Here is a 22,247-nt window from a genome sequence, read left to right as displayed (position 1 = left end):
AGTACTCGCGGGCCGATGTCCGACCTGGGGGTGTCGACCGTGTTCGACTGCTTTTGCGGCTTCAGCCGTCGGCAGCCGCGTGAACCAACGGCAGGGTCCGGTACGGGATCTGCTCGGACAGCGCGATGATCGTCGAAGCCCGGACGATCCCGTGGTACGAGACTGCCTGATCGATCACCCGCTGCAGGTCGGAGTTGGACCGCGCCACGATCCGGCACAGCAGGTCACCCGAGCCGGTGATGGTGTGCACCTCCAGCACTTCCGGGATCGTCCCCAGGTGGGCCGACACCGGATCGTGCCCCCGGCTCTGCGCGATCTCCAGCGTGACGAACGCGGTCACCGCGTAGCCGAGCGCCTCCGGTGCCACGTCCGGACCGAATCCCCGGATCACTCCGCGTTCGGTCAGCTTGTCGAGCCTGGCCTGTACCGTGCCGCGGGCCACCCGCAGGCGGCGGGCACACTCCAGCACGCCGATCCGGGGCTCCTCGGCAAGCAACGCGATCAACTGCGCGTCCAGCCGGTCGATCGGCGGGACGGGACGCGTGCTCACCGCAATACCACCCGTACCGCGCCCGAGCGGACCGGCGCCGCCATCTGCCGAACCGCGCCGGACAAGACCGGCGCGGCGCCGGCTCGGGTCAGCTCTCGACCTTCTGCGCGGCGAACATCCAGTGCTGCTTCTCCAGCGTCTGCAGCACATTGATCAGCAGGTCCTGGGTGGCCGGATCCAACTCCTCCGTGTGCTCGACCCGCTTGCGTACCGTGCCGCACACGTCGGCCAGCGCCTCGGTGATCAACGAAACCACCTCGTCGTCGATCACCTGACCGGCCGGGAACTCGGGCAGCGGCGTCGACTTCGCCACCGTCGACGGCCGGCCGTCCACCGGGTACCCGATGCTGACCGCCCGCTCCGCGACCAGGTCCGCGGCGTTGCGCGTCTCCTCGGTCAACTCGTCGAGGTGCAGGTGGACCTGCCGGAAGTGGCGCCCGACCACGTTCCAGTGAGCCTGCTTGGCCCGCAGGTGCAGATCGGTCAGCTCGACGAGGGTGTCCTGCAGGTCGGTGCCCACCGCGGACACGTCCACATCCTTCAGGCCGTTGGCGGCAGTCGGCCGGATGACGTTCTGGCTGGTCGAACTCTTCGATGCCATGTGTGGTCTCCCTTCCGGTTCTCCTTTCTGGTAGCCGGAGCGGGAGAGAAGTAAACCCGGGACGCCGCATAGGCACATTGTCCAGTAGAACGCCGCTCATGCCTAACACGTTGTGCAGAGTGACTACCGGATCACGCGACAGTTGCCCAGGCAGGCCCGAACCGCGATCCTGCGGACAACCGCGCACCGAAAGGACCCGGCGATGACGCAGGCAGATATCAACGTTGACGAACTCATCGGCGCCATCGAACACGACGTGGCCGGCGATCCCTTCCCCGTCAAGGGGCTCGACCACCTGTACTTCATGGTCGGCAACGCCCGGCAGGCCGCCCACTACTACTCCACCGCGTACGGGATGACCTGCGTGGCGGTACGGGGGCCGGAGCAGGCCGACCCGGACGGCGACCCGGCGGCCTACCAGCACTGCCGCGACTACGTCGAGTACGTGCTGACCAGCGGCTCGGCCCGCTTCGTGTTCGCCGGCTCGGTACGGGCCGGTACGGCCGGCGCCGAGCACCACGCCAAGCACGGCGACGGGATCATGGACATCGCCCTGGAGGTACCCGACGTCGACGCCGCCTACCGGTACGCCACCGAGCACGGCGCCCGGGGCGTCGAGCCGCCGCACGACGTGACCGACGGGTTCGGCACCGTACGGCTGGCCTCCATCGCCACGTACGGCGACACCCGCCACTCGCTGGTCGACCGGTCCCGGTACGACGGGCCGTTCCTGCCCGGGTTCGTCGCGCGCCCGCCGATCGTGGACCGCGGCCCGGCGATCGCGGCCGGCGCCCCCAAGCGGTTCTTCCAGGCCGTCGACCACGTCGTCGGCAACGTCGAACTGGGCCGGATGGACGAGTGGGTGGAGTTCTACCGGCGAGTGATGGGCTTCACCAACATGGCCGAGTTCGTCGGCGACGACATCGCCACCGACTACTCCGCCCTGATGAGCAAGGTGGTCGCCAACGGCACCCGGAAGGTGAAGTTCCCGCTCAACGAGCCCGCGGTATCCCGCCGCAAGTCGCAGATCGACGAGTACCTGGAGTTCTACGGCGGGGCCGGCGCCCAGCACGTGGCGATCGCGACCAACGACATTCTGGTCAGCGTGGACGCCATGCGGGCGGCCGGTGTGGAGTTCCTCGACACACCCGACTCCTATTACGAGGATCCGGAGCTTCGCGAGCGGATCGGCACGGTACGGGTGCCGATCGAGGAGCTGAAGGCCCGGAAGATCCTCGTGGACCGGGACGAGGACGGCTACCTGCTGCAAATCTTCACCAAACCGGTACAGGACCGCCCGACCGTGTTCTTCGAGCTGATCGAGCGACACGGCTCCCTGGGCTTCGGCAAAGGGAACTTCAAGGCGCTCTTCGAGGCGATCGAGCGGGAACAGGAGCGTAGAGGGAACCTGTAACACTTACCGGGTGAACGACATCGCTCCGGGCTGGTACAAGGACCCGGCCGAGCCGAGCACCCAGCGGTACTGGGACGGCGAAGGCTGGATCGGTGAGTCGCTGCCGATCGACGCCACGCCGCCCAGCACGCCGCCCAAGGTGGCTCCGGCCGGCCCGGTGACCCTGCCGCCGGCCCCGACCACCGGCGAGGCGCCGGCACCGACCTCCGGCACGCCGGGACCCTGGCTGCCGGGCGGCCAGGCACCCGGCGGCCAGGCACCCGGCGGCCAGGCACCGGGCGGGCAGGCACCGGGCGGCGAGCCGCCGGCAGGCGCCGGGACGCCGGAGGCCGGCCAGGCGCCGGGGCCGCAGATCGGGGCCTCTCCGACGGCCCCCGGCTGGCCGCAGAGCCCTCCCGGCTGGCCGCAGGTACCGCCGCCGGTCGGGCCCCCGCCCACGGCCGGGATGCCGCTGCCGCCGGGCACCGCGGTGCCGCCGCCGGGCGTGCCGGTGCCGCCGGGATCGCCGGCCGGTGGCTGGCCCCCCGGTGCGCCACCGAACCTTCCGCCCGGCGTACCGCCCGGGAGCATCCCGTGGCCGGCCGGCGCGCCGATCCCACCCGGGTACCGGGTGGCCTACGGGTACGCGCCGGCCGAGCCTCGGCCGCACGGGCTTCCGATCGCCCACCTGGGCCTGCGCTTCCTCGCCCGCCTGATCGACTTCGGCGTCGTGCTGGGGCTCAGCGCGGTGGCCACCGGCTGGCTGGTCTACCTGCTCATCTCGGACTACCTGCCGCTGTTCCGTGCGGTCGAGCACAGCGCCGACTACAGCAACCTGCCGGCCGTGTCCGGTCGGGCCACCGCGCTGACCTACCTCATTCCGGTGATCTGGATGGTGATCTGGCTGGTCTACGAGGTACCGGCGGTCGGGCGCACCGGGCAGAGCTTCGGCAAACGGGTGGTCGGCATCAGGGTGATGCCCCTGGAAAGCGACGCCTCGCTCGGCTTCGCCCGCGCCCTGCGCCGGTGGAGCCCCCTCGGCGTGCCGCTGCTGCTGTGGACCTGTGGCCTGGGCCTCATCCTCCAGCTGGTGGACTCGATCTCGCCGGCCATGGGCGGCCCGCTGCAACTGGCCCTGCACGACCGCTCCGCCCAGACCGTGGTGGTCCGCGTCGGGCGGCGCGGGCACGAGATAACCCCCCTCAAGGCACAGAAGAAGCCGGGAGAACAGTCATGAGCCTCGTTCGCCAGGACCTTGCCGCGCTACCCGCGTACGTCCCGGGCCGGTCGCTGCCCGGCGCCATCAAGCTGGCCAGTAACGAGGTGCCGTACGGGCCCCTGCCCGGCGTGGTGGAGGCGATCACCGAGGCGGCCGCGAACAGCCACCGGTACCCGGACATGGGCACCGTGCGGCTGCGCGACGCGCTGGCCGACCGGTACCGGGTGGATGCCGACCGGGTCGTCACCGGCTGCGGTTCGGTGGCCCTCGCCGAGCACCTGGCGAAGGCCACCTGCCTGGGTCCGGACGACGAGATCCTCTACTCGTGGCGGTCGTTCGAGGCGTACCCGATCATCGCGGCGGTCAGCGGGGCGACCAGCGTACGGGTGCCCAACCTGCCCGACCACGGGCACGACCTGCCGGCCATGGCCGCCGCGGTGACCCCGCGCACCCGCATGATCCTGGTCTGCAACCCGAACAACCCGACCGGTACCGCGCTGCGCAGGGCGGAGCTCGACGCCTTCCTGGACGCGGTACCGGAGACCACCCTGGTGGTGATCGACGAGGCGTACCGGGAGTTCATCACCGACCCCGAGGTGCCGGACGGCATCCAGACCTACGCCGACCGGCCCAACGTGGTGGTGCTGCGTACCCTGTCCAAGGCATGGGGCCTGGCCGGGGCCCGGGTCGGTTTCCTGGTCGCGCAGCCGGCCGTGGCCGAGGCGGTCCGGAAGGTGCTCACCCCGTTCTCGACCTCCGCGCTGGCCCAGGCCGCGGCGCTCGCCGCGCTGGCCGCGGCGGACGAGGTCGAGCGGCGTACCGCGCTGGTACGCGCCGAACGCGAACGGGTTCTGCCCGCGGTCCGCAAGCTGGTGTCCGAGGTACCGGAGACCCAGGCCAACTTCTTCTGGCTCCCGCTCGGCGACCGGTCGGCCGCCTTCGGAGCCGCCTGTGAGGAGCGCGGCGTGGTGGTGCGACCGTTCCAGGGCGATGGGGTGCGGGTCACCCTCGGTACCCCCGAAGAGAACGACGCCTTCCTGGCCGCGGCCGAGGCGGCGTTCGCACTCTGAGCTGGTCGCCGGCGGTCAGCTGCCGGCGACCACGACATTCGGGGACGGGTAGAAGTACGCGCTGTCCGGCTGGTCCGCGGTGGCGCCCGGCCTGCTCCGCTCGATGAACAGGTAGTGGTCCACCGCGTACGCCGGCCCGATGTCAAACGGCTCGGAGCCCTTCACGTCCAGCGGGTAGCCGGACAGTTCCTCGCCGGTCGCCGGGTCGAGCGTGACGATCTCCGGGAACCGCAGCGACCGGTCGTCCACGACCAGGTGCACCGCCCCCGGCTCGACGGCGAGCACCCGCCCGGACACCGCCCACAGCTGCTTGTTGTCGGCCAGCCCCACGCCGGTCACCTCGCCACCGGGCTTCGGCACTATCGCGACCTTCCCGGTGGCCCACACGTCCTTTGCGGCCAGCGCGGGTGCGGGGGTCAGCGTGCCGCCGGCCCCGATCGCCCACGCGCCGGCGGAGTCCCGGACGCCGAGGCATCCCGAGTGGCCGAGTGCGCAACCGACCGGCGTCAACGCCGCCTGTGGCCAGGTCAGCTCGGCACCGGTGCGGGCATCGACGGCGTGTACCGCCTGCGCGCCGCAGGTGGCGACCGACACGAAGACGTCCGGGCCGGTGAAGGCGCTCGCGCAGGCGGCCAGCGGTTGCTGCCAGAGCTTCCGGCCGGATGCCGCGTCATACCCCTGCGCGTACCGGCTGCCGACCGCCACCACGGTCTGGCCGGCCGTGTAGAGGCGGGACGGCTCCCAGACGGTGGACGCGCCGGTGCGCCGGCCGGTGAACTTCAACCCGTCGGGTACCGGCGTCTTCGCCTGCCAGGCGACGGTGCCCGTGGCCGCGTCGATCCCGACGACCTGGCCGTCGGACCACTGCGACACCACGGTGGTACCGACCGCCACCACCCCGAGCAGCTGAGCCGGCCAGCGGCGGTAGGACCAGAAGGGCGACATCGTGGACTTGATGTCGACCGGGTTGTCGGCGAAGACCTGCTGCTTGCCGGCGTACACGCGGAGCCTGCCGTCCACCACGATCGGGGCGGCCAGCAGCGTGCCGTACACCACCGGCCGGGCGGCCGGGGCGGTGCTGGGGTACGCAGTCCTGGCATGGTCGAGGATCGCGCCCGGCGCGAGTACCCGGTACCCGGCGATCCCGCCGGCCACCACCAGCAGAGCCGTGACCAGGCCGATCACCCGGTACCTGACCACCGGTTGGCGGCCTGCCTCCATACCTGCACCTCCGCCGGGCAGGTTACCCGACGTACCTCGGTGCCCGGTTCGGACCGGCCGCATCGGGCGCCGTCAGAGCAGCCCGTACCCCCGCAGGTCGGCCAGCGGTTCCGGAATGCTGCAGCTGCCGAACCCGGTCCACAGCGGACGCGGCCGGAAAAGGATCCCGGCGGCCCGCTCGACCAGCGGCGCCGGATCCGTGCCGCTCAGCACGGCGGCGACCGCCGCGGTGTCCCCGCCCTCGGCGGCCACCGCCGCGGCGACCAGGACGTTGAGGAACCCGTGGTGGACGAAGCCCGTCCCAGGATCGGTGTTCCGTACCGCGTGGTGCAGCCCGGCGGTCAGCTTGAACCGCAGGCCCCGGTCCCGGCAGGCGCAGATCACCGCCGCCAGGTCGGCCGGCGTGGGGAACAGCTCGGCGGCCAGCCCGCCGGTGCGGAACTTCGGCCAGACGTCCGCGCCGCCGGCCCGCGCCGCGGCAACGGTGTCCAGCGCGGCCATCAGGCCCCAGCTCAGCGGGATCTCGGCGAAGCAGGTGACGCCGGGCCAGCCGGTTGCCAGCCCCGCCAGCCGGGTCAGGCCGGGCTGCGGGTCCTCGCCCCGCCGCGCGACGGCGACCTCCACCTGTCGCAGCACGACCCGGCCGCCGTCGAGCGCGCGCACTGCGTCGGGCAGCGAATCGATGCCGCCGTCGCCGATCAGCCCGATCTCGGTCCCTGGCAGCAGTGCGCTGGTCAGCCGGTCCGCCAGCCCGGCGCCCGCGCCGCCGATCAGGTCTCCGACCATCGAGGCCGGAATCACCAGCGGGCCGACCAGGCGGGCGTACCAGGCGTCCCGGTGATCCCGGTGCGCGGCGACCGCCACCGGCAGCGGCGCGTTGCCCGGTGGGAAGACGGCGGCGTCGTCGACGAGCCGGACCAGCAACTCCGGCACCTGTGTTGACACGGCTAGAAAGGTAACGGAGTCTACGAGTACCGGGCAACTGTGTCCGATAATCGGACGCCAGACGGAGGCAGGTGAGGACATGCCCTACTACCGGCGCGTCGGCGAGGTTCCATCGAAGCGGCACACCCAGTTCCGGCAGCCCGACGGCGGCCTTTACGCGGAGGAGTTGATGGGCCAGGAAGGGTTCTCGTCCGACTCCTCGCTGCTCTACCACCGGCACCTCCCCACGGCGATCGTGGCCGCCGAGGCTTTCGACCCACCGGGCTGGGCGCCGGACGCGACCGGGCCGCTCCGCATGCCGAACCGGCCGCTCAAGCCCCGCCACTTCAAGACCCACAAGCTGGACGCCAGCGGTGGCGACCCGGTGCTCGGCCGGCAGTACCTGATGGCCAACGACGACGTCCGGCTGTCGTACGTCCTCGCCGACCGCCCGTCCCCGCTGTACCGGGACGCCATCGGCGACGAGTGCCTCTACGTCGAGGCCGGTCGGGCGCGCATCGAGTCGGTGCTGGGCGCGCTCGACGTGAGCGAGGGCGACTACGTGGTCATCCCGACCTCGCTCACCCACCGGATCGTGCCGGACGGCCAGGTGCGCATGCTGATCATCGAGGCGTCCGGGCACATCGGGCCGCCGAAGCGGTACCTGTCGACGCGCGGGCAGTTCCTGGAGGCGTCGCCGTACTGCGAGCGGGACCTGCGTGGGCCGGGCGAACCGCTGTTGGAGGACGCCACCGACGTCGAGGTGTACGTGCGGCACCGGCGCGGCTGGACCCGGTACGTGTACGCGGACCACCCGTTCGACGTGGTGGGCTGGGACGGCTGCCTGTACCCGTGGGTGTTCTCGATCCACGATTTCGAGCCGATCACCGGCCGGGTGCACCAGCCGCCGCCGGTGCACCAGACGTTCGAGGGCCCCGGCTTCGTGATCTGCTCGTTCGTACCGCGCAAGGTGGACTACCACCCGCTGTCGATCCCGGTGCCGTACAACCACCACAACGTGGACTCGGACGAGATGCTGTTCTACACCGGCGGCAACTACGAGGCCCGGCGGGGATCCGGCATCGAGCAGGGCTCGATATCGCTGCACCCGGGCGGGTTCACCCACGGGCCGCAGCCGGGAGCCGCCGAGCGCGCGATCGGCGTCGAGTACTTCGACGAACTGGCCGTCATGGTCGACACGTTCCGCCCGCTGGACCTGTGCGAGCCCGGACTGTCCTGTGAGGACACCGGCTACGCGTGGACGTGGGCCGGGCGGAGCCTCTGAGTGATCGGTGAACCGTCCCGGCCGCGGTGACCCGACCGCGGCCGGGACGCCGTGCTCAGCGGGGCAGCAGCAACGCCACCGCGACGGCGGCCAGTCCCTCGCCGCGCCCGGTCATTCCCAGCCCGTCGGTCGTCGTGCCGGAGACCGCGACCGAGGCGCCGATCGCCTTGCCCAGCACGGACTGCGCCTCGGCGCGGCGGGTACCGATCTTCGGCGCCACACCGATCACCTGGATCGAGACGTTGCCGATCTCGAATCCCGCGTCACGGACCCGGCGGGCGGTCTCGGTGAGCAGGGCGACGCCGGACGCGCCGGCCCACTCCGGGCGGTCGACGCCGTAGTTCGCGCCGAGATCTCCGAGGCCGGCGGCGGACAGCAGCGCGTCACAGGCGGCGTGCGCGGCGACGTCGCCGTCCGAGTGGCCGGCCAACCCGGCCACACCGGGCCACTCCAGGCCCGCGACCCAGCACGGGCGTTCGGTGGAGAACGCGTGGACGTCGGTGCCGACACCGACCCGGGGAACGATCACGTGCGGAGGGTACGCGCCAGCAGTGCCTCGGCGATCACGAGGTCGACCGGGCGAGTGATCTTCATGGCCGCCTCGTCGCCGGGTACGCAGTAGACCGTGACGCCGAGCTTCTCGACCATGCCGGCGTCGTCGGTGTGCTCGTCCACCGCTGCGGCGTGCGCCGCGGCCAGCACCTCCCGGCGGAACCCCTGCGGCGTCTGGACCGCCCGCAGGACAGACCGGTCGACCGTGCCCACCACGGCGCCGGATGCGGCCACCTCTTTGATCGTGTCGACCACCGGCAGCACCGGGATCACCGCATCGTGCCCGGCGCGGACCGCCTCGGCGACCTGGGCGACCTGCTCGGGCGGCGTGAGTGCCCGAGCCGCGTCATGCACCAGGATGATCTCGAAATTGGCCGGTACCGCGGCCAGTGCGGCGGCCACCGACGCCTGCCGGGTATCGCCGCCGGCCACCACCGTGGCCGGGGCCACCCCGGCGAGCAGGGCGCGTACGGCGTCGACCTCGGCGGGCGGGGCCGCCACCACGACGCAACCGACGCCGGCAGCGGCGGCGACCCGCCGTACCGCGTGCACCAGGAGGGGTTGACCGCCCAGCAGGCGTAGCGCCTTCGGTCCACCGGGGCCCAGCCGGACCCCCATACCCGCCGCAGGAACGAGGACCGCGACGTCACCGCGCAAATCGAGGCGCGCGGTCACGTCGCGGTCCTTCGCAGCTGATTCGACTTCGGGCCGGTCAGGCTTCGGTGAGAACCTTGTCGAGGAGCATCTCCGCCTCGTCCTTGGTGCTCTTCTCGGCAAGCGCCACCTCGCCGACCAGAATGTCGCGGGCCTTGGCGAGCATTCGCTTTTCGCCCGCGGAGAGACCGCGCTCCCGTTCCCGCCGCCAGAGATCACGCACGACCTCGGCCACCTTCAGCGGGTTACCGGACGCCAGCTTCTCCAGGTTTGCCTTGTAACGCCGGGACCAGTTGGTCGGTTCCTCGGTGTGCGGGGCACGCAGCACGTCGAAGACCTTGGTGAGGCCCTCCTCGCCCACGACCTCACGAACACCCACGATCTCGGCATTCTCGGCAGGAACACGCACCGTCAGGTCACCCTGTGCAACCCTCAGGACGAGGTACTGCTTTTCCTCGCCCCTGATGACCCGAGTCTCGATTGCCTCGATGAGTGCGGCCCCGTGGTGGGGGTAAACAACGGTCTCGCCGACACTGAAAACCATAGGTTCGAAACCCCTTTCGCTGTGTCCAGGGTAACACGCCATCGCCGTCCCGGCCCAGTCCGGGGGTGAGCATTAGCGCTGGTCAGGGTGGTTGTGAGACCGGTTTCTCCAGCTTGACACGGGCTGTCATCCGTGCATCATCACGCTCGGTAATTGGCCCGTGACCAGCGAGAACGCTGATCCACCACATGTCGGGACATAGGAGAGAGTAAGTGCGGCGGTCGGCGGGTAAGGAAAGTATGGCCCGCACTCTGGCGCGTCGCCGGTCGGATACGGGAAAGTTAACGGTAGGGCCGAGGAGACAAGCCATGGGCACCCTGCGCGGGGACAACGGCGGCGAACGACCGCACGATGGCGGTCGCGTGCCAGGTCTCCCACCAGAATGGGGCGCCATCGTCATACCGGACGATGCGTCCGAACTCGACCACGAAGCCGCCACACTGCGGCGTGAATGGCGACGGACCGCCCGCCGCGACAGGTGGCGGAAACGCCTCCGGTTGCCGCCCAGGGGCAACAAGCTGAGCGGCGACGGCGCGCCGACTCTGGGAATTCCGTTACTGATCATGACGGTGGCCATCATCGCGACGCTGACCAGCCTGTTTGCGCTCGCCTGGCCCAGCCGTCCGGCTCAGCACACGGCGAGTGCCGGCGCGCCACCGCCGTCCGGCAGCACGCTCCCGGACGTGACTCTGTCTGACGCCGCGAACAAGCCGATACGCCTGAAGGGCAACCTTCCCGCACTGATCTTGATCGTCGACGGGTGCGACTGCACCGCGTTGATCTCGACAGCCTCAAACGCCGCTCCCGGCTCGGTGACCGTTCTCGCCGTCGGCCGCACGGCTCCACCGCTACCGAGCGCGGTGTCCGGTCACAAGATCAAGGCAGTCGCCGATCCCAACGCGACCCTGAGATCGCGATACGCCAGTTCCACGGCGGTCGACGGGGTGGTCGCCGTACTGGTGAGCGACAGCGGCAAGATCACCCGTACCATCCAGCCGGTCAGGCGCATCGACGACTTCAAGGCCGACCTGATCAGCATCGGCTGACCGCGGCCGGGCCGACCTGGTCAGCCGTTCCGCTAGGGCGTCGCGCGCAGCAGCGTGCCGTAGAGCGTCAGACCCGGCCCGAAGGCCATCGCGAGCACGTGACGCGGGGTCGCCCGGCGCAGCGAGTCCAGGATCATGAGTACCGTCGGCGACGAGCAGTTGCCGTGCTCGGCCAGTACCTGCCGGGACGGCGCCATGGCCGGATCGGTCAGTCCCAGCCGGTCGCGCACCACGTCCAGGATGCGCGGGCCGCCAGGGTGCACCGCCCAGCCGTCCACGTCGTCGCGGGCCAGCCCGTGCCGGTCCAGCAGTCCGTCCACGAGCGACGCGACGTGCTGGTCGAGCACATCGGGTACCCGCTGGGACAGGCCCATCCGGAAGCCCAGATCGGTGACGTCCCAGGTCATGTGGTCGGCCGTGGCCGCATCAGTCACAGAGCCCACGTCCAGCACCTCGTACCCCGGACCGCCCGGCAGCACCACGACGGCGGCGGCGGCGTCGGAGAACAGCGAGTGCGCCACGATCTGGTCGGTGTCCGCGCTCGGCGGCTGTACGTGCAGGCTGGTCAACTCCAGGCACAGCAGCACCGCCGGGCGACCGCGGGCCTGCACGAAGTCGGTCACCACGCCGAGCCCGGGCAGCGCCGCATAGCAGCCCATGTGCCCGATGAACAGCCGCTGGGTGTCCGGCGACATGCCCAGATCCCGGGCGAGCAGGATGTCCAGGCCCGGGGTCACGTACCCGGTGCACGAGCAGACCGCGAACAAGCCGATCTCGGAAGCGGCCAGCCCGGCGGCGTCCAGCGCGTCGGTCACCGCCGACTTGCCCAGCGGGATGGCCTCGGTGAGGTACCGCTGCATCCGCTTGGCGGTCGACCAGCCGGACACGTCCTCGATCATCGGATTGATCGCGCCGTGCCGCCGCTGGACCCCGGAATTGCGGAACAGCCGGTTGGCCAGTGCCCGCTGGACGCCCGAGTAGTGGTGAGAGAAGAAGCCGGACCAGAGTTCGTCCTGGCTCTGCGAGGTGGGGTGCGCGATGCCGGCGCCCGCGATGACTACCATCGCGGCGCCGATCCGTCGGTGTCCGGGTCGCCGCCCATTGCCGCGATGCCCAGCCAGTCAGCGCACACGTCGGAGGTGGCCGGCTGGAGCGAACCGCAGCGGGCGTCCCGGTACAGCCGCTCGAGCGGGTTGCCCCGCCGGGTGGCGGAGGTGCCCGCCGCTTCCAGCATCGACGCGGCCACGTCGGCGGCGGTCGTACCGGCGAGCAGCTTCGCACGCCACACCCAGCGGTTGGTCTCCGAGTCGCCGGGGTCGCTGTCGACCCGCCGGGCTGCCTCGGTCACGGCGAGCCGCGCCGCGGCAACGGCCGCGTCGGCCCGGCCGACCCGGGCCCGCACCCACGGCAGGTCGGCCACTCCGCGACCGCTCACGTGCGCCACGCAGGCGTCGATCGCGGCCTGTGCCACGCCGACATACACGGCGGCATAGCTGGCCACCAGCCAGTGCGGCATGAGCTGCGCGAACCACAGCGCCAGCCCCTCCACGCCGCCGAGCAGGGTGGTCCGCGCGACGCGGACGTCCAGATGCAGGTCGTGCGAGCAGGTGGCGCGCATGCCCAGCGAGTCCCAGGTCTCCTCGACCCGGATGCCGGGGGTGTCCGCCGGTACCAGGAACTGGGAGACCGTCTGCGGATCATCGGCGCTGCGCGCGGCGACCAGGTACGCGTTGGCCTGCCCGGAACCGGACACGAACGACTTCGTACCTTTGATCAGGTACGCGTCGCCCTCGCGCACGTACTCGGTGGTCAGCTTCGAGAGCCGGGAGCCGGCTCCCCGTTCGCTCATCGCGACCGCGTAGAAGGCGCCCTGGGCCGCGGCGCGCAGGATCTCGTCCCGCGCCGTGAAGAACTCGTCGGGTACGCCCAGCGCGCTGGCCATCGCCTCGGGGATGCCGGCCAGCGCTCCGGTGACCGAGGCGTGCATGTTGAACACCAGCGCAGTCGCGCCGTTGCCCCTGGCCAGCTCGAACGCCACCGCCGCGTAGTCGGCGAAGCCGGCGCCCAGACCGCCGAGGTGGGTGGGAACCATGAGGCCGAAGAGGCCGTCGGTGCGCAGGTCGGCGAAGTCGTCGACCGGAAAGGATCCGTCCCGGTCATGCGTTGCCGCGCGGCCGGCGAAGCGCGGAGCCAACCGTCGCGCCGCGGCCAGCGGATCGCTCATGCCGGATCCTCGCTTCGCCACGGTGCCGGATCCCCGCTTCGCCACGGTCCGGCATGAGGCACGAGCAGTCCGCGACGCTGACGGGCTCGCTCACGCTTGCTCACGCTTGACCCCCCGTCCCTGGTAGAGCACTGCGGTGGACCAGGTCGGCACCATGGTCACCTCCCCTCTGTGGGTGGCAAGCCACCCGAGCAGACCGCGGACCGATGGCCGAATGCCCCTCACGTCGAGGTCTACCCCATGCCGGGCGCACTCACTCATCAGCACGCGAACGTCGACGAACAGGTTCGGATCGTGGATGCCGCGTGGCGCCGCGCCGGGAATGCGCTCGGCGACGGTCACCGCCAGCAGCCGGGCGGCCCGGGTGGCGTTGAGCGTGTCCAGCACCAGCGTGCCTCCGGGTCGCAACAACCGGCACGCCTCGGCCACCGCGCGCCGCACATCGATCACGTGTTCGAGCAGCTCACCCGCGCTGACGACATCCGCGCAGCCGTCCCGCAGCGGCACCGCCGTGGCGTCGCCCCGAACCGGCAGGGCCCCGTGGGCTCCCGCCTGCTCCAGGGCCGACTCGACCAGGTCCACGCCGACGTGCAGGTAGCCCTTCCCGGCCAAGTGAGGGGCCAGCAGGCCGGCGCCGCAGCCGAGGTCGACGAGGACGGCGTCCGGCCGGGTGGCTGGCGGGATCAGGCGGGCTCGGGCGGCAGCCAGCCAGTGCAGCATGGCGAAGGCGCCGTCGGGGCGCCACCATTCGCCCGCGAGGGCGTCATACTGCGCCAGGTCATTCCGCCGCACCCTGGTTAGCCTGACATGAAACAGCGGGATCCAACAGACTTGCGGCGATGGACGATCCCCTTCCGGGAAGGACGATCACCGGTACGGGGCAACGGGGCAGGCGGTGCCCCGCGCGGCGGCCGGCGGCGTAGTCGGGCCGGGATCGGGGAGGGGGCGAGCGTGCGGGGCCTGGTGCGGGCGTGTCACCCGGAGCCCACCCTCGCCGTCACTCTCGTCGCCACGCTGCTCGCGATCGTGGCCGGGCGCGGGCCGGCGGCGGTTGCCGCGGTCGCGGTCGCCGTACTGGGCAGCCAGCTGGCCGTCGGCTGGACCAACGACTGGCTGGACGCGGACCGGGACGCCCGGGCCGGCCGGCGGGACAAGCCGATCCCGGCCGGGCAGGTTTCCCGCCGTACCGTGGGCGCCGGCGCCCTGATCGCCGCCCTGGCGACGGTACCGCTGGCGCTGCTGTCCGGACCTGCCCCGGCCGGGTTCCTGATCGGCGGCATGATCGCCGGCCTGCTGTACGACTGGCCGCTGAAGTTCACCGCCGCCTCGCCGCTGCCGTACCTGGTCGCGTTCGGGGCGCTCGCCGCGTTCGTCGCGGGTACCCGCGCCTGGTGGTTGATCGTCGCGGCGGCCCTGCTCGGTGGCGGGGCGCACTTCATCAACGTGCTGCCCGACCTGGCGGACGACGTGGCCGCCGGGGTGCGTGGCCTGCCGCACCGGATCGGGCTCACCGGCTCCTGGGTCGTGGGCGGGACGCTGCTGGTGGCGGCGACGGCCGTCCTGGTCTTCGGCCCGGCCGGGCCGCCGTCGTGGCCGGCCCTGGGGGTGCTGGCGGCGGCCGTGGTGGTGCTGCCCACCGGCTGGTACCTGTCCCGCCGCCCGGGATCCCGGGCGGCGTTCCGGTCGGTACTGGTGGTGGCCCTGGCAGACGTGATCCTGCTGCTCGTCTCCGGTACGGCCGGCTGACGGTCGCGGTGAGGCGTCGGGGTGCCCGCCGGTGCCGGAATCATGGCCACTACGCTGTACCGCGTTGTCCTTTCCCGCGTTGTCGTTCCGAGGAGGAGCGCCGTGACCCGCTCGCATCGCCGGCGCCTGGTCGCCCCGGCTGTCGCCGCAGCGCTGGCGCTGCCGACCGGACTGCTCGCCGCGTGCAGCGCCGGCCAGCTCGCCGAGACGTCGAAGATCACCGCAGCGGTACCGGGCGCCTACTCCACCGTGCAGGCCGGTGACCGGCCGGACGAGACCATCCAGGTCGCCAACGCCACGGTGGACTACAACGGCCCGAAGGGGTATGCGATCGGCGACGACGCGCCGCTGTCGATCTGGATCTTCGACAACACCCACGAGGACATCACGCTGACCGGGGTCAACAGCGACCGTGGCCAGGTGGTCATCGCCGACGGAGCGACGCCCGGCGCGCCGAGCGTCTGCCAGAGTTCGGCCCGGCCGATCCAGCCGAACCCGTCCACCGGCGCGCCGAACCAGGGTGTCGCGCCGTCGCTGGGCGCCTCGGGCGGGATCAGCCCGCAGGGTCCGACCGGCACCCCGTCGAACGCCAGCTCCGCGAAGCCCACCAGCTCGGCGCAGGAGGCCGCCTCCGGGTCGCCGTCCGCTTCGGAGTCCGCCTCCGCTGCCGCCGCCACCGAGACCTCGACCGAGATCAGCGTCACGATCAAGTCGGGCGGCTGCGTCGCCCTGACGAAGGGGAGCAGCCAGTTCCTTCAGATCTCTGACCTGACCAAGAAGGCCGTGCCTGGCATGACCGTGGGCCTGTGGTTCACGTTCCAGAAGAACGGCGGCGGACAGTTCACCATCGGCTCGGCCCAGCAGCCGCTCACCGTGCCGGTCGACGTACCGAGCAGCGCCGGCGCACGGCCGCCGGCCACGGTACCGACGCCCGGCGAGTAGTCCCCGCCGCGCGCGAGGGCCGGGCGCTGCCCGGCCCTGCCGATAGCGCGATTGTCGTACCGGTCGGCTAGCTTGCTGGCGTGAACGAGAGATCGGCAAAGCCGCGGGCGGCCCGGCCGGCACGCGCGGCCTACGAGTGCGACGCGTGCGGTCACCGGCCGCCCAAGTGGGTCGGCCGCTGCCCGGAGTGCGGCGAGTGGGGCTCGATCATCGATTCGACCGGCGGTGCCGGCATGTCGGCCAGCCTGCGTTCGGTCACCGCGCGGGCGCCGCTGGAGCCGGCCCGGCCGATCGCCACGATCAGCGCCGAACCCGCCCGCTTCCGGCCGACAGGTGTCGCCGAGCTGGATCGGGTGCTCGGCGGCGGCCTGGTCCCCGGGGCGGTCGTGCTGCTCGCCGGCGAGCCGGGCGTGGGCAAGTCCACTCTCCTGCTCGACGTCGCTCAGCAGTGGGCGGCCGGTTCCGGCCTGCCGTCCGGTTCTCCGGCGTCGACCTGCCTGGTGATCTCCGGTGAGGAGTCGACCAGCCAGGTGCGGCTGCGAGCCGAGCGGCTCGGCGCGCTGCACGAGCGGCTCTACCTGGCCGCCGAGACCGATCTGGAAGCGGTGCTCGGTCACCTCGACGCGGTCAAGCCCGGTCTGCTGATCATCGACTCCGTGCAGACCATCTCGGCGCCGGGCACCGACGGCGTGGCCGGCGGTGTGACCCAGGTCCGGGCGGTCACCGCCGCGCTGGTCTCGATCGCCAAGGACCGGGGCATCGCCACCATCCTGGTGGGACACGTCACAAAAGACGGTCAGGTGGCCGGCCCCCGGGTGCTGGAGCACCTGGTCGACGTGGTCCTGCAGTTCGAGGGCGACAAGCACTCCTCGCTGCGGATGGTGCGCGGGCTGAAGAACCGGTTCGGTGCCGCCGACGAGGTCGGCTGCTTCGAGATGCACGAGGGTGGGATCAGCAGCCTCCCCGACCCGAGTGGGCTGTTCCTCACCCGCTATGCCGAACCGACCCCGGGCGCCTGCGTCACCGTGGCAATGGAGGGACGACGCGCGCTGGTGACCGAGGTCCAGGCGCTGATCGGCGCCCAGGTGGCCGGTTCCCCGCGGCGCACCGTGTCCGGGCTCGACGCGGCGCGCCTGGCCATGGTCCTGGCCGTGTTGCAGGGCCGCACCGAGGCGAGGTTGCACGACCGCGAGGTGTTCGCCGCGACGGTCGGCGGCATCCGGGTGGTCGAGCCCGCAGTGGACCTGGCGATGGCGCTGGCCGTCGCGTCCGCGCGGCACAACCTTCCGCTGGCGGCCGACCTCGTGGCGATCGGCGAGGTCGGGCTGACCGGAGAGGTTCGCCGGGTCGGTGCGGTGCCGCGCCGGCTCGCTGAGGCGGCCCGGCTCGGGTTCCGGCAGGCGCTCGTTCCGTTCGGCTGCGGGCCGGCGGCGGAGGGTTCGGCGCCCTCGGGAATGCTGGTCCGCGAGGTCGGCGACGTGCGCAGTGCGGTGCGCTGGGCGGCACATGTCTCGGCAGAAGCGGCATCCGGTGAGCAATGACGCACACCACAGCGTCACTGGGTGGATAGCCATCCGTAGAATGTGCGGGTGCCGATCGACCGTGACGCCACCCGGATCAACAGCACCGGGCCCAACCGGGCCGGCGCCGGCCTCACGCTGCGCCCGGGCAGTGGCTCGGTGAACCCGTGGGCGGGCGGCGCGAATACCGATCCGTTGCGGGTCAATCTGGCGCTGATGGCGCCCGGTACCGCCCTGCGCGACGGCCTCGAACGCATCCTGCGCGGCCGGACGGGCGCGCTCATCGTGCTGGGTTACGACCGGACCGTGGAGTCGATCTGCACGGGCGGTTTCGTGCTGGACGTCGAGTTCTCCTCGACCCGGCTGCGCGAGCTGTGCAAGATGGACGGTGCCGTGGTGCTGTCCAGCGACGGCACCCGGATCGTCCGGGCAGGCGTGCATTTGATGCCGGACTCGTCGATTCCGTCGGAGGAGACCGGCACCCGGCACCGCACCGCGGAGCGGGTCGCCAAGCAGACCGGCTACCCGGTCATCTCGGTGAGCCAGTCGATGCACATCATCGGCTTGTACGTCAACGGTCAGCGGCACGTGCTCGACGACTCGGGCGCGATCCTGTCCCGCGCCAACCAGGCGCTGGCCACTCTGGAGCGGTACAAGTTGCGGCTCGACGAGGTGTCCGGCGCGCTGTCCGCGCTGGAGATCGAGGATCTCGTCACGGTACGGGACGCGGTGGCCGTGGTGCAGCGGCTGGAGATGGTCAGGCGCATCGCCGACGAGATCGCCGGGTACGTCGTGGAGCTCGGTACCGATGGCCGGCTGCTCGCCCTTCAGCTCGAGGAGCTGATGGCCGGTGTCGACGCGGACCGCACCCTGGTCATCCGGGACTATCTGCCGCAGGGGCGGCGAGGCCGGATGATCGACGAGGCGCTGGACGAGCTGGACGCCCTGTCGGCCACCGACATGATCGATCTCGTCGCGGTCGGTCGCGCACTGGGCTACCCGGCCGCATCCGACGCCCTGGACGCGGCGGTGTCGCCGCGCGGATTCCGGCTGCTGGCGAAGGTACCGCGGCTTCCCGGCCCGGTCGTCGACCGGCTGGTGGACCACTTCGGTTCGTTGCAGCGGCTGCTCGGTGCCACGGTGGAGGACCTGCAGGCCGTCGACGGCGTCGGTGACGCCCGGGCCCGCGGGGTCCGGGAGGGGCTGTCCAGGCTGGCTGAGGCGTCGATCCTGGAGCGGTACGTCTGACGACCGGCGTATCGCGCGGCCGGCAGGTCAGCTGCCGACCGCGGCGCCTGCCTTGATGGTGAAGCCGACCGGGGCGCTCACCTTGGTGCCCAGCTTCGCCACCAACTGGTAGCCGCCCGGCGCGAGCTGGTTTCCCTTGGCGCAGCCCGGACCGTCGCCGTCGCCGTCCCAGACGAGCTTGAACGGCGTCTCGATGTTGGGGCCGAACGACCGCACATCCGAACCACCCGCACCGTTCTGGCAGTAGTCCGAGGACCACAGCATGTGCCCGGCGGTGTCCGTGATGTGCAGCTCCTGCGGACCGGCGCCGACGTCGCGCTTACAGGTGCGCGTCGAGGTGTTCCGGATCTTCAACGTCATCTGGTACGGGTAGTTGCCCGCCACGACCTCTTGAATGGACGGGGTCAGCAGGATCTCCGCGTCGGTGCACAATGACGGGTCGACACTCGCGCCGGTTGACGGCGCCGTCCCGCCGGCTCCGCCCGAGCCCCCGGTCCCACCCGAGCCGCCCGTGCCGTCACCGCCACCCGAGCCGTCGCTGCCACCTGGGGAGCCGGTGGTCGAGCCCGGCGCGCCGAGGATCGGGGGCTGGGAACTGCCCTTGGGCGTCGGCGACGTCTTCGTCGACGAACCAGTCAGACCTGAGTGTCCCTTGCTCGCACCGCCGTTGCCCCCGCACGTGGAGACCAGCAGGATGACGAGCAGCAGCACCACACCCAGTACTAGGGCCCGGCGCCGCCAATAGACGGCCGGGGGCAGCGGACCAACCGTCAGGTTCATGATTTCCTCACGCTATCGGTAGAGCGGAAGGGGTTCACGGCGACGCGCCGCCGTCCCGTCAGAGATACACCTTCCGCGCAAAGATCGCGTGCGGGCCCGGTACCCGATCGAGAAACAGCAGACCCGCGCAGTGGTCGATCTCGTGCTGGAAAGCCCGCGCCTCGAACGCGTCGGTGGTCAACGTGATCGGCTCTCCCGTTCCCGGCGGAGTCCCGCGGACCACCAGGTGCCCGGCCCGCTTCACGTCGCCGGTGAGGTCCGGCACCGACATGCAGCCCTCGCGCCCCTTCTGCCACCGGGACGCCTCGACGACCTCGGCGTTGCACAGCGCGACGGTGCCATGGCAGGTACGGGCGCGGGGGTGGCCGGTCACGTCCACGACGAACACCTGGGCGGAGACGCCGACCTGTGGCGCGGCGAGGCCGACGCAGCCGGGCGCCACGCGCATCGTGGCGACCAGGTCGGCGGCCAGCGCGACGATCTCCGGGTCGAGCGGGTCGACCGGGTCGCCGGCACGGGAGAGGACGGAATCAGGCGCGGCAACCACCGGTCTCACCGAGCCTGGTTCCGGTACCGGGAGTTGCGCTTCGCTCACAACACGTCCGCGTCGCCCGAGCGCAGGCTGACCTCGACACCGAGCCGGTCGGCAACCTCGTCCAACTTGGTCAGCAGCTCGTCGAAGTCCGCACTGGAGGGCAGATCGATCTCCGCGGACAGCAGGTACAGCGTGCCGGACAACCGGGTGGTCAGGTCCGTCACGTTGCCGCCGATCTCGGCCATCACGCCCGTCACGGCGGCCACGATACCCAGCCGGTCTGCGCCGTGAACGAGCAGCGTGTACGGGGCACCGGTGTTGGCCCCCGACGGCTCCGGCGGTACCCGGTGAGCCGTGGCCAGCAGGCCACCGTCTGCGGTCAGCGGCTCCAACATCCCGAGTACGTCCGACTCGTCGACCTCGCCGACGCAGATCAGCGTCATCGCGAAGTGACCACGTAACAGCGTCATGGTCGAGTCAGTCAGATTGAGTCCGAGCCGGGACAGCGCGGCGGACACGTCGGCGATGATTCCGGGACGGTCCCGACCGACGACCGTGATCGCTAGTTCGTTCACCTGGGTAGTCTGCCGCACACGCCGCGCGTCGGGTACCCACGACCGGCCGGGGTTGGCTCAGGATGGCAGGCTGTCTTCCCGTGGATCAGCCTTTCCTGGATCTGGCGAGGATCGCGACCGCGTGGTTCGACGAGAACGCCCGGGACCTGCCGTGGCGCCATGCCGAGGCGGGTGCCTGGGGCGTACTGGTCAGCGAGTTCATGCTCCAGCAGACACCCGTCGTACGGGTGGAGCCGGCGTGGCGCGCCTGGATGACCCGCTGGCCCGATCCGGCGGCGCTGGCCGCGGACACGGTCGCGGAGGCGATCCGGGCCTGGGGGCGGCTCGGCTACCCCCGCCGGGCGCTGCGGCTGCACGCGTGCGCGGAGGCCATCGTGGAGCGGCACGGCGGGGTGGTGCCCGACCGGCTGGACGATCTGCTGGCCCTGCCCGGTATCGGCGCCTACACGGCTCGTGCGGTGACCGCGTTCGCGTACGGGCAGCGGCAGCCGGTGGTCGACACGAACGTACGGCGGCTGGTGGCCCGTGCGGTGTCCGGGCGCCCCGACGCCGGCCCGGCCACCACGGCCGCGGACCTCACCGCCGTCGAGGCGCTCCTGCCGGTACAGGACCGGCTCGCCGCCCGGGCCAGTGCGGCGTTCATGGAACTGGGCGCCCTGATCTGCACGGCGCGTAATCCCCGGTGCCAGGATTGTCCACTCTGGACGGGCTGCGCCTGGCGGCTGACCGGGAGCCCGGCCGGCAGTGGACCGATGCGCCGGCCACAGCGGTACGCGGGTACCGACCGGCAGGTGCGCGGCCTGCTGCTCGCCGTACTCCGGGAGTCGTCCGGGCCGGTGCCGGCCGCCCGGCTGGACCTGGTCTGGCCGGAGGCCAGGCAACGGGACCGGGCGCTGGCCGGGCTGATCACCGACGGGCTGGTCGTCGCGGCGTCGGGGCACCGGTACGCGCTGGCCGGCGAGGCTTCGCACCGCTCGTAGGCGGCCGGCCACCGGGTCGCCGGCCACGGGGTCGCCGGGCTCCGGATCGCGGGACTCCGGGTCGCAGGACTCCGGGGCACCGGGTCGCAGGACTCCGCCATGAACGAGAACCAGCACGCCTGTGCGACTCGCCGTGTGGATCGAGCCCTACGGGGGGCCGAAGTGCGGCTGCTGCGGCGGCGGTTGGTTGTCCGGTGGCGGCGGCGGGGGCGGTCCCGAGTTGCGCCGGTTCCGCATGACCAGCATCGCGACGAGCGCCACGATGGCGACGATCAGGAAGCAGCAGGCGATTCCCCCGGTGATGCCCATACCGCGAAATTACCGTGTGTGCACGGCACGCGACTCAGTTTCGGATTCCGCCCGGCCCGGCGCGCCGACACGCCGCATCAGCCGGCGCCGCCTCACCCGCCACCATGACGCCGGTTGCCACCTCGCAGCTCCGGACGCGCGACCAGGCCCAGCCGCGAACGAAACTGGCCCCGGACCGTCAGGTCCGGGGCCAGTTTGGCGTTCCGCGCTATTCGATCGATCCGGAGGTGCTTACTCGTCCGAGCCGGCGGCAGCGGTGCTGCCGAGATCGGCGGGTACGGTCTCGGGAACCTCGGCGGGTCGATCGGCGCCGCGGAAGACCAGCTTCG

The 22,247-nt window shown here is 71.7% G+C and carries 24 protein-coding genes; 10 read left to right on the top strand and 14 right to left on the bottom strand.

From position 1 onward, the window contains the following. Positions 1–61: 61 nt before the first annotated feature. Positions 62–550 carry an Lrp/AsnC family transcriptional regulator gene (locus Raf01_RS46245; RefSeq protein WP_239134520.1) on the bottom strand — a complete coding sequence of 163 codons (489 nt, stop codon included), beginning with the start codon at positions 548–550 and terminating at the stop codon, positions 62–64. 88 nt (positions 551–638) lie between these two features. Further along, positions 639–1,151 (bottom strand): Dps family protein, encoded by a 513-nt coding sequence (locus Raf01_RS46240; protein WP_203924541.1) that lies wholly within the window; start codon positions 1,149–1,151, stop codon positions 639–641. A gap of 202 nt (positions 1,152–1,353) precedes the next feature. On the opposite strand from Raf01_RS46240, the gene hppD reads away from it, so the two are divergent. The 3 genes from hppD to hisC are packed head-to-tail and all read left to right on the top strand — an operon-like array spanning position 1,354 to position 4,833. Beyond that, complete coding sequence (gene hppD / locus Raf01_RS46235; RefSeq protein ID WP_203924540.1) at positions 1,354–2,565, top strand: 4-hydroxyphenylpyruvate dioxygenase; 1,212 nt, start codon at positions 1,354–1,356, stop codon at positions 2,563–2,565. 10 nt (positions 2,566–2,575) lie between these two features. Next, entirely contained in the window at positions 2,576–3,781 is a 1,206-nt protein-coding gene (locus Raf01_RS46230; RefSeq protein WP_239134519.1) for an RDD family protein, read from the top strand. Further along, a complete protein-coding gene (gene hisC / locus Raf01_RS46225) occupies positions 3,778–4,833 on the top strand; it encodes a histidinol-phosphate transaminase (protein WP_203924539.1) in 1,056 nt (351 codons plus the stop codon). The genes Raf01_RS46230 and hisC overlap by 4 nt, the downstream gene beginning before the upstream one ends. Positions 4,834–4,848: 15 nt before the next feature. On the opposite strand, the gene Raf01_RS46220 is transcribed toward hisC, so the two are convergent. Together Raf01_RS46220 and Raf01_RS46215 are read right to left on the bottom strand one after the other, a co-directional pair. Beyond that, on the bottom strand, positions 4,849–6,054 hold the full coding sequence (locus tag Raf01_RS46220; protein WP_203924538.1) for an outer membrane protein assembly factor BamB family protein: 1,206 nt from the start codon (positions 6,052–6,054) through the stop codon (positions 4,849–4,851). A gap of 72 nt (positions 6,055–6,126) precedes the next feature. After that, on the bottom strand, positions 6,127–6,999 hold the full coding sequence (locus tag Raf01_RS46215; RefSeq protein WP_203924537.1) for a hypothetical protein: 873 nt from the start codon (positions 6,997–6,999) through the stop codon (positions 6,127–6,129). Between the two features lie 79 nt (positions 7,000–7,078). Here Raf01_RS46215 and Raf01_RS46210 point away from each other — a divergent pair, with 79 nt between their 5' ends. Next, on the top strand, positions 7,079–8,263 hold the full coding sequence (locus Raf01_RS46210) for a homogentisate 1,2-dioxygenase (RefSeq protein ID WP_203924536.1): 1,185 nt from the start codon (positions 7,079–7,081) through the stop codon (positions 8,261–8,263). A 55-nt stretch (positions 8,264–8,318) separates the two neighbouring features. Here Raf01_RS46210 and ispF read toward each other — a convergent pair whose 3' ends face one another. Genes ispF through Raf01_RS46195 form a run of 3 tightly spaced genes read right to left on the bottom strand, consistent with a single transcriptional unit; the run spans position 8,319 to position 10,013 of the window. After that, on the bottom strand, positions 8,319–8,792 hold the full coding sequence (gene ispF, locus Raf01_RS46205) for a 2-C-methyl-D-erythritol 2,4-cyclodiphosphate synthase (RefSeq protein WP_203924535.1): 474 nt from the start codon (positions 8,790–8,792) through the stop codon (positions 8,319–8,321). Continuing rightward, the gene (gene ispD / locus Raf01_RS46200) at positions 8,789–9,490 is read right to left on the bottom strand and encodes a 2-C-methyl-D-erythritol 4-phosphate cytidylyltransferase (RefSeq protein WP_203924534.1); all 702 of its coding nucleotides are present in this window, start codon (positions 9,488–9,490) and stop codon (positions 8,789–8,791) included. Before ispD ends, ispF begins: the two co-directional genes overlap by 4 nt. 37 nt (positions 9,491–9,527) lie before the next feature. Further along, a complete protein-coding gene (locus Raf01_RS46195) occupies positions 9,528–10,013 on the bottom strand; it encodes a CarD family transcriptional regulator (protein ID WP_203924533.1) in 486 nt (161 codons plus the stop codon). Between the two features lie 239 nt (positions 10,014–10,252). On the opposite strand from Raf01_RS46195, the gene Raf01_RS46190 reads away from it, so the two are divergent. After that, positions 10,253–11,059 (top strand): hypothetical protein, encoded by an 807-nt coding sequence (locus tag Raf01_RS46190; protein WP_203924532.1) that lies wholly within the window; start codon positions 10,253–10,255, stop codon positions 11,057–11,059. Between the two features lie 32 nt (positions 11,060–11,091). Here Raf01_RS46190 and Raf01_RS46185 read toward each other — a convergent pair whose 3' ends face one another. The 3 genes from Raf01_RS46185 to Raf01_RS46175 all read right to left on the bottom strand — a co-directional run bounded on the left by Raf01_RS46185 (position 11,092) and on the right by Raf01_RS46175 (position 14,075). Continuing rightward, positions 11,092–12,123 (bottom strand): type III polyketide synthase, encoded by a 1,032-nt coding sequence (locus tag Raf01_RS46185; RefSeq protein WP_373319775.1) that lies wholly within the window; start codon positions 12,121–12,123, stop codon positions 11,092–11,094. Then, the gene (locus Raf01_RS46180; RefSeq protein ID WP_203924531.1) at positions 12,117–13,283 is read right to left on the bottom strand and encodes an acyl-CoA dehydrogenase family protein; all 1,167 of its coding nucleotides are present in this window, start codon (positions 13,281–13,283) and stop codon (positions 12,117–12,119) included. Before Raf01_RS46180 ends, Raf01_RS46185 begins: the two co-directional genes overlap by 7 nt. Before the next feature lie 90 nt (positions 13,284–13,373). After that, on the bottom strand, positions 13,374–14,075 hold the full coding sequence (locus tag Raf01_RS46175) for a methyltransferase domain-containing protein (RefSeq protein ID WP_239134518.1): 702 nt from the start codon (positions 14,073–14,075) through the stop codon (positions 13,374–13,376). Positions 14,076–14,243: 168 nt separating this feature from the next. On the opposite strand from Raf01_RS46175, the gene Raf01_RS46170 reads away from it, so the two are divergent. From Raf01_RS46170 to disA, 4 genes are all read left to right on the top strand, one after another. Further along, positions 14,244–15,029, top strand: a complete 786-nt coding sequence (locus tag Raf01_RS46170) for a UbiA family prenyltransferase (protein ID WP_239134525.1) — start codon at positions 14,244–14,246, stop codon at positions 15,027–15,029. A gap of 102 nt (positions 15,030–15,131) precedes the next feature. Then, positions 15,132–15,971 (top strand): hypothetical protein, encoded by an 840-nt coding sequence (locus tag Raf01_RS46165; RefSeq protein WP_203924529.1) that lies wholly within the window; start codon positions 15,132–15,134, stop codon positions 15,969–15,971. Between the two features lie 80 nt (positions 15,972–16,051). After that, entirely contained in the window at positions 16,052–17,512 is a 1,461-nt protein-coding gene (radA, locus tag Raf01_RS46160) for a DNA repair protein RadA (RefSeq protein ID WP_203924528.1), read from the top strand. 48 nt (positions 17,513–17,560) lie between these two features. Beyond that, positions 17,561–18,739 carry a DNA integrity scanning diadenylate cyclase DisA gene (gene disA, locus Raf01_RS46155; protein ID WP_203924527.1) on the top strand — a complete coding sequence of 393 codons (1,179 nt, stop codon included), beginning with the start codon at positions 17,561–17,563 and terminating at the stop codon, positions 18,737–18,739. 27 nt (positions 18,740–18,766) lie between these two features. Here the strand turns inward: disA and Raf01_RS46150 are convergent, their stop codons facing one another. The 3 genes from Raf01_RS46150 to Raf01_RS46140 are packed head-to-tail and all read right to left on the bottom strand — an operon-like array spanning position 18,767 to position 20,629. After that, positions 18,767–19,519, bottom strand: coding sequence for a hypothetical protein (locus Raf01_RS46150; RefSeq protein WP_203924526.1), 753 nt, complete (start codon positions 19,517–19,519; stop codon positions 18,767–18,769). A 58-nt stretch (positions 19,520–19,577) separates the two neighbouring features. Then, complete coding sequence (locus tag Raf01_RS46145) at positions 19,578–20,114, bottom strand: peptide deformylase (RefSeq protein ID WP_203924525.1); 537 nt, start codon at positions 20,112–20,114, stop codon at positions 19,578–19,580. Continuing rightward, positions 20,111–20,629, bottom strand: coding sequence for a glycine cleavage system transcriptional repressor (locus Raf01_RS46140; RefSeq protein WP_203924524.1), 519 nt, complete (start codon positions 20,627–20,629; stop codon positions 20,111–20,113). Before Raf01_RS46140 ends, Raf01_RS46145 begins: the two co-directional genes overlap by 4 nt. 80 nt (positions 20,630–20,709) lie before the next feature. On the opposite strand from Raf01_RS46140, the gene Raf01_RS46135 reads away from it, so the two are divergent. After that, positions 20,710–21,609, top strand: coding sequence for an iron-sulfur binding domain-containing protein (locus Raf01_RS46135; RefSeq protein WP_275413209.1), 900 nt, complete (start codon positions 20,710–20,712; stop codon positions 21,607–21,609). Positions 21,610–21,756: 147 nt separating this feature from the next. Here Raf01_RS46135 and Raf01_RS46130 read toward each other — a convergent pair whose 3' ends face one another. Beyond that, positions 21,757–21,918, bottom strand: a complete 162-nt coding sequence (locus Raf01_RS46130; RefSeq protein ID WP_203924522.1) for a hypothetical protein — start codon at positions 21,916–21,918, stop codon at positions 21,757–21,759. Positions 21,919–22,247 lie beyond the last annotated feature (329 nt).

The organism is Rugosimonospora africana (genome assembly GCF_016862975.1).
Lineage (GTDB): Bacteria > Actinomycetota > Actinomycetes > Mycobacteriales > Micromonosporaceae > Rugosimonospora > Rugosimonospora africana.
The sequence above is the reverse complement of the archived record's forward strand: the minus strand, read 5'-3'. Positions and strand labels throughout refer to the sequence as shown.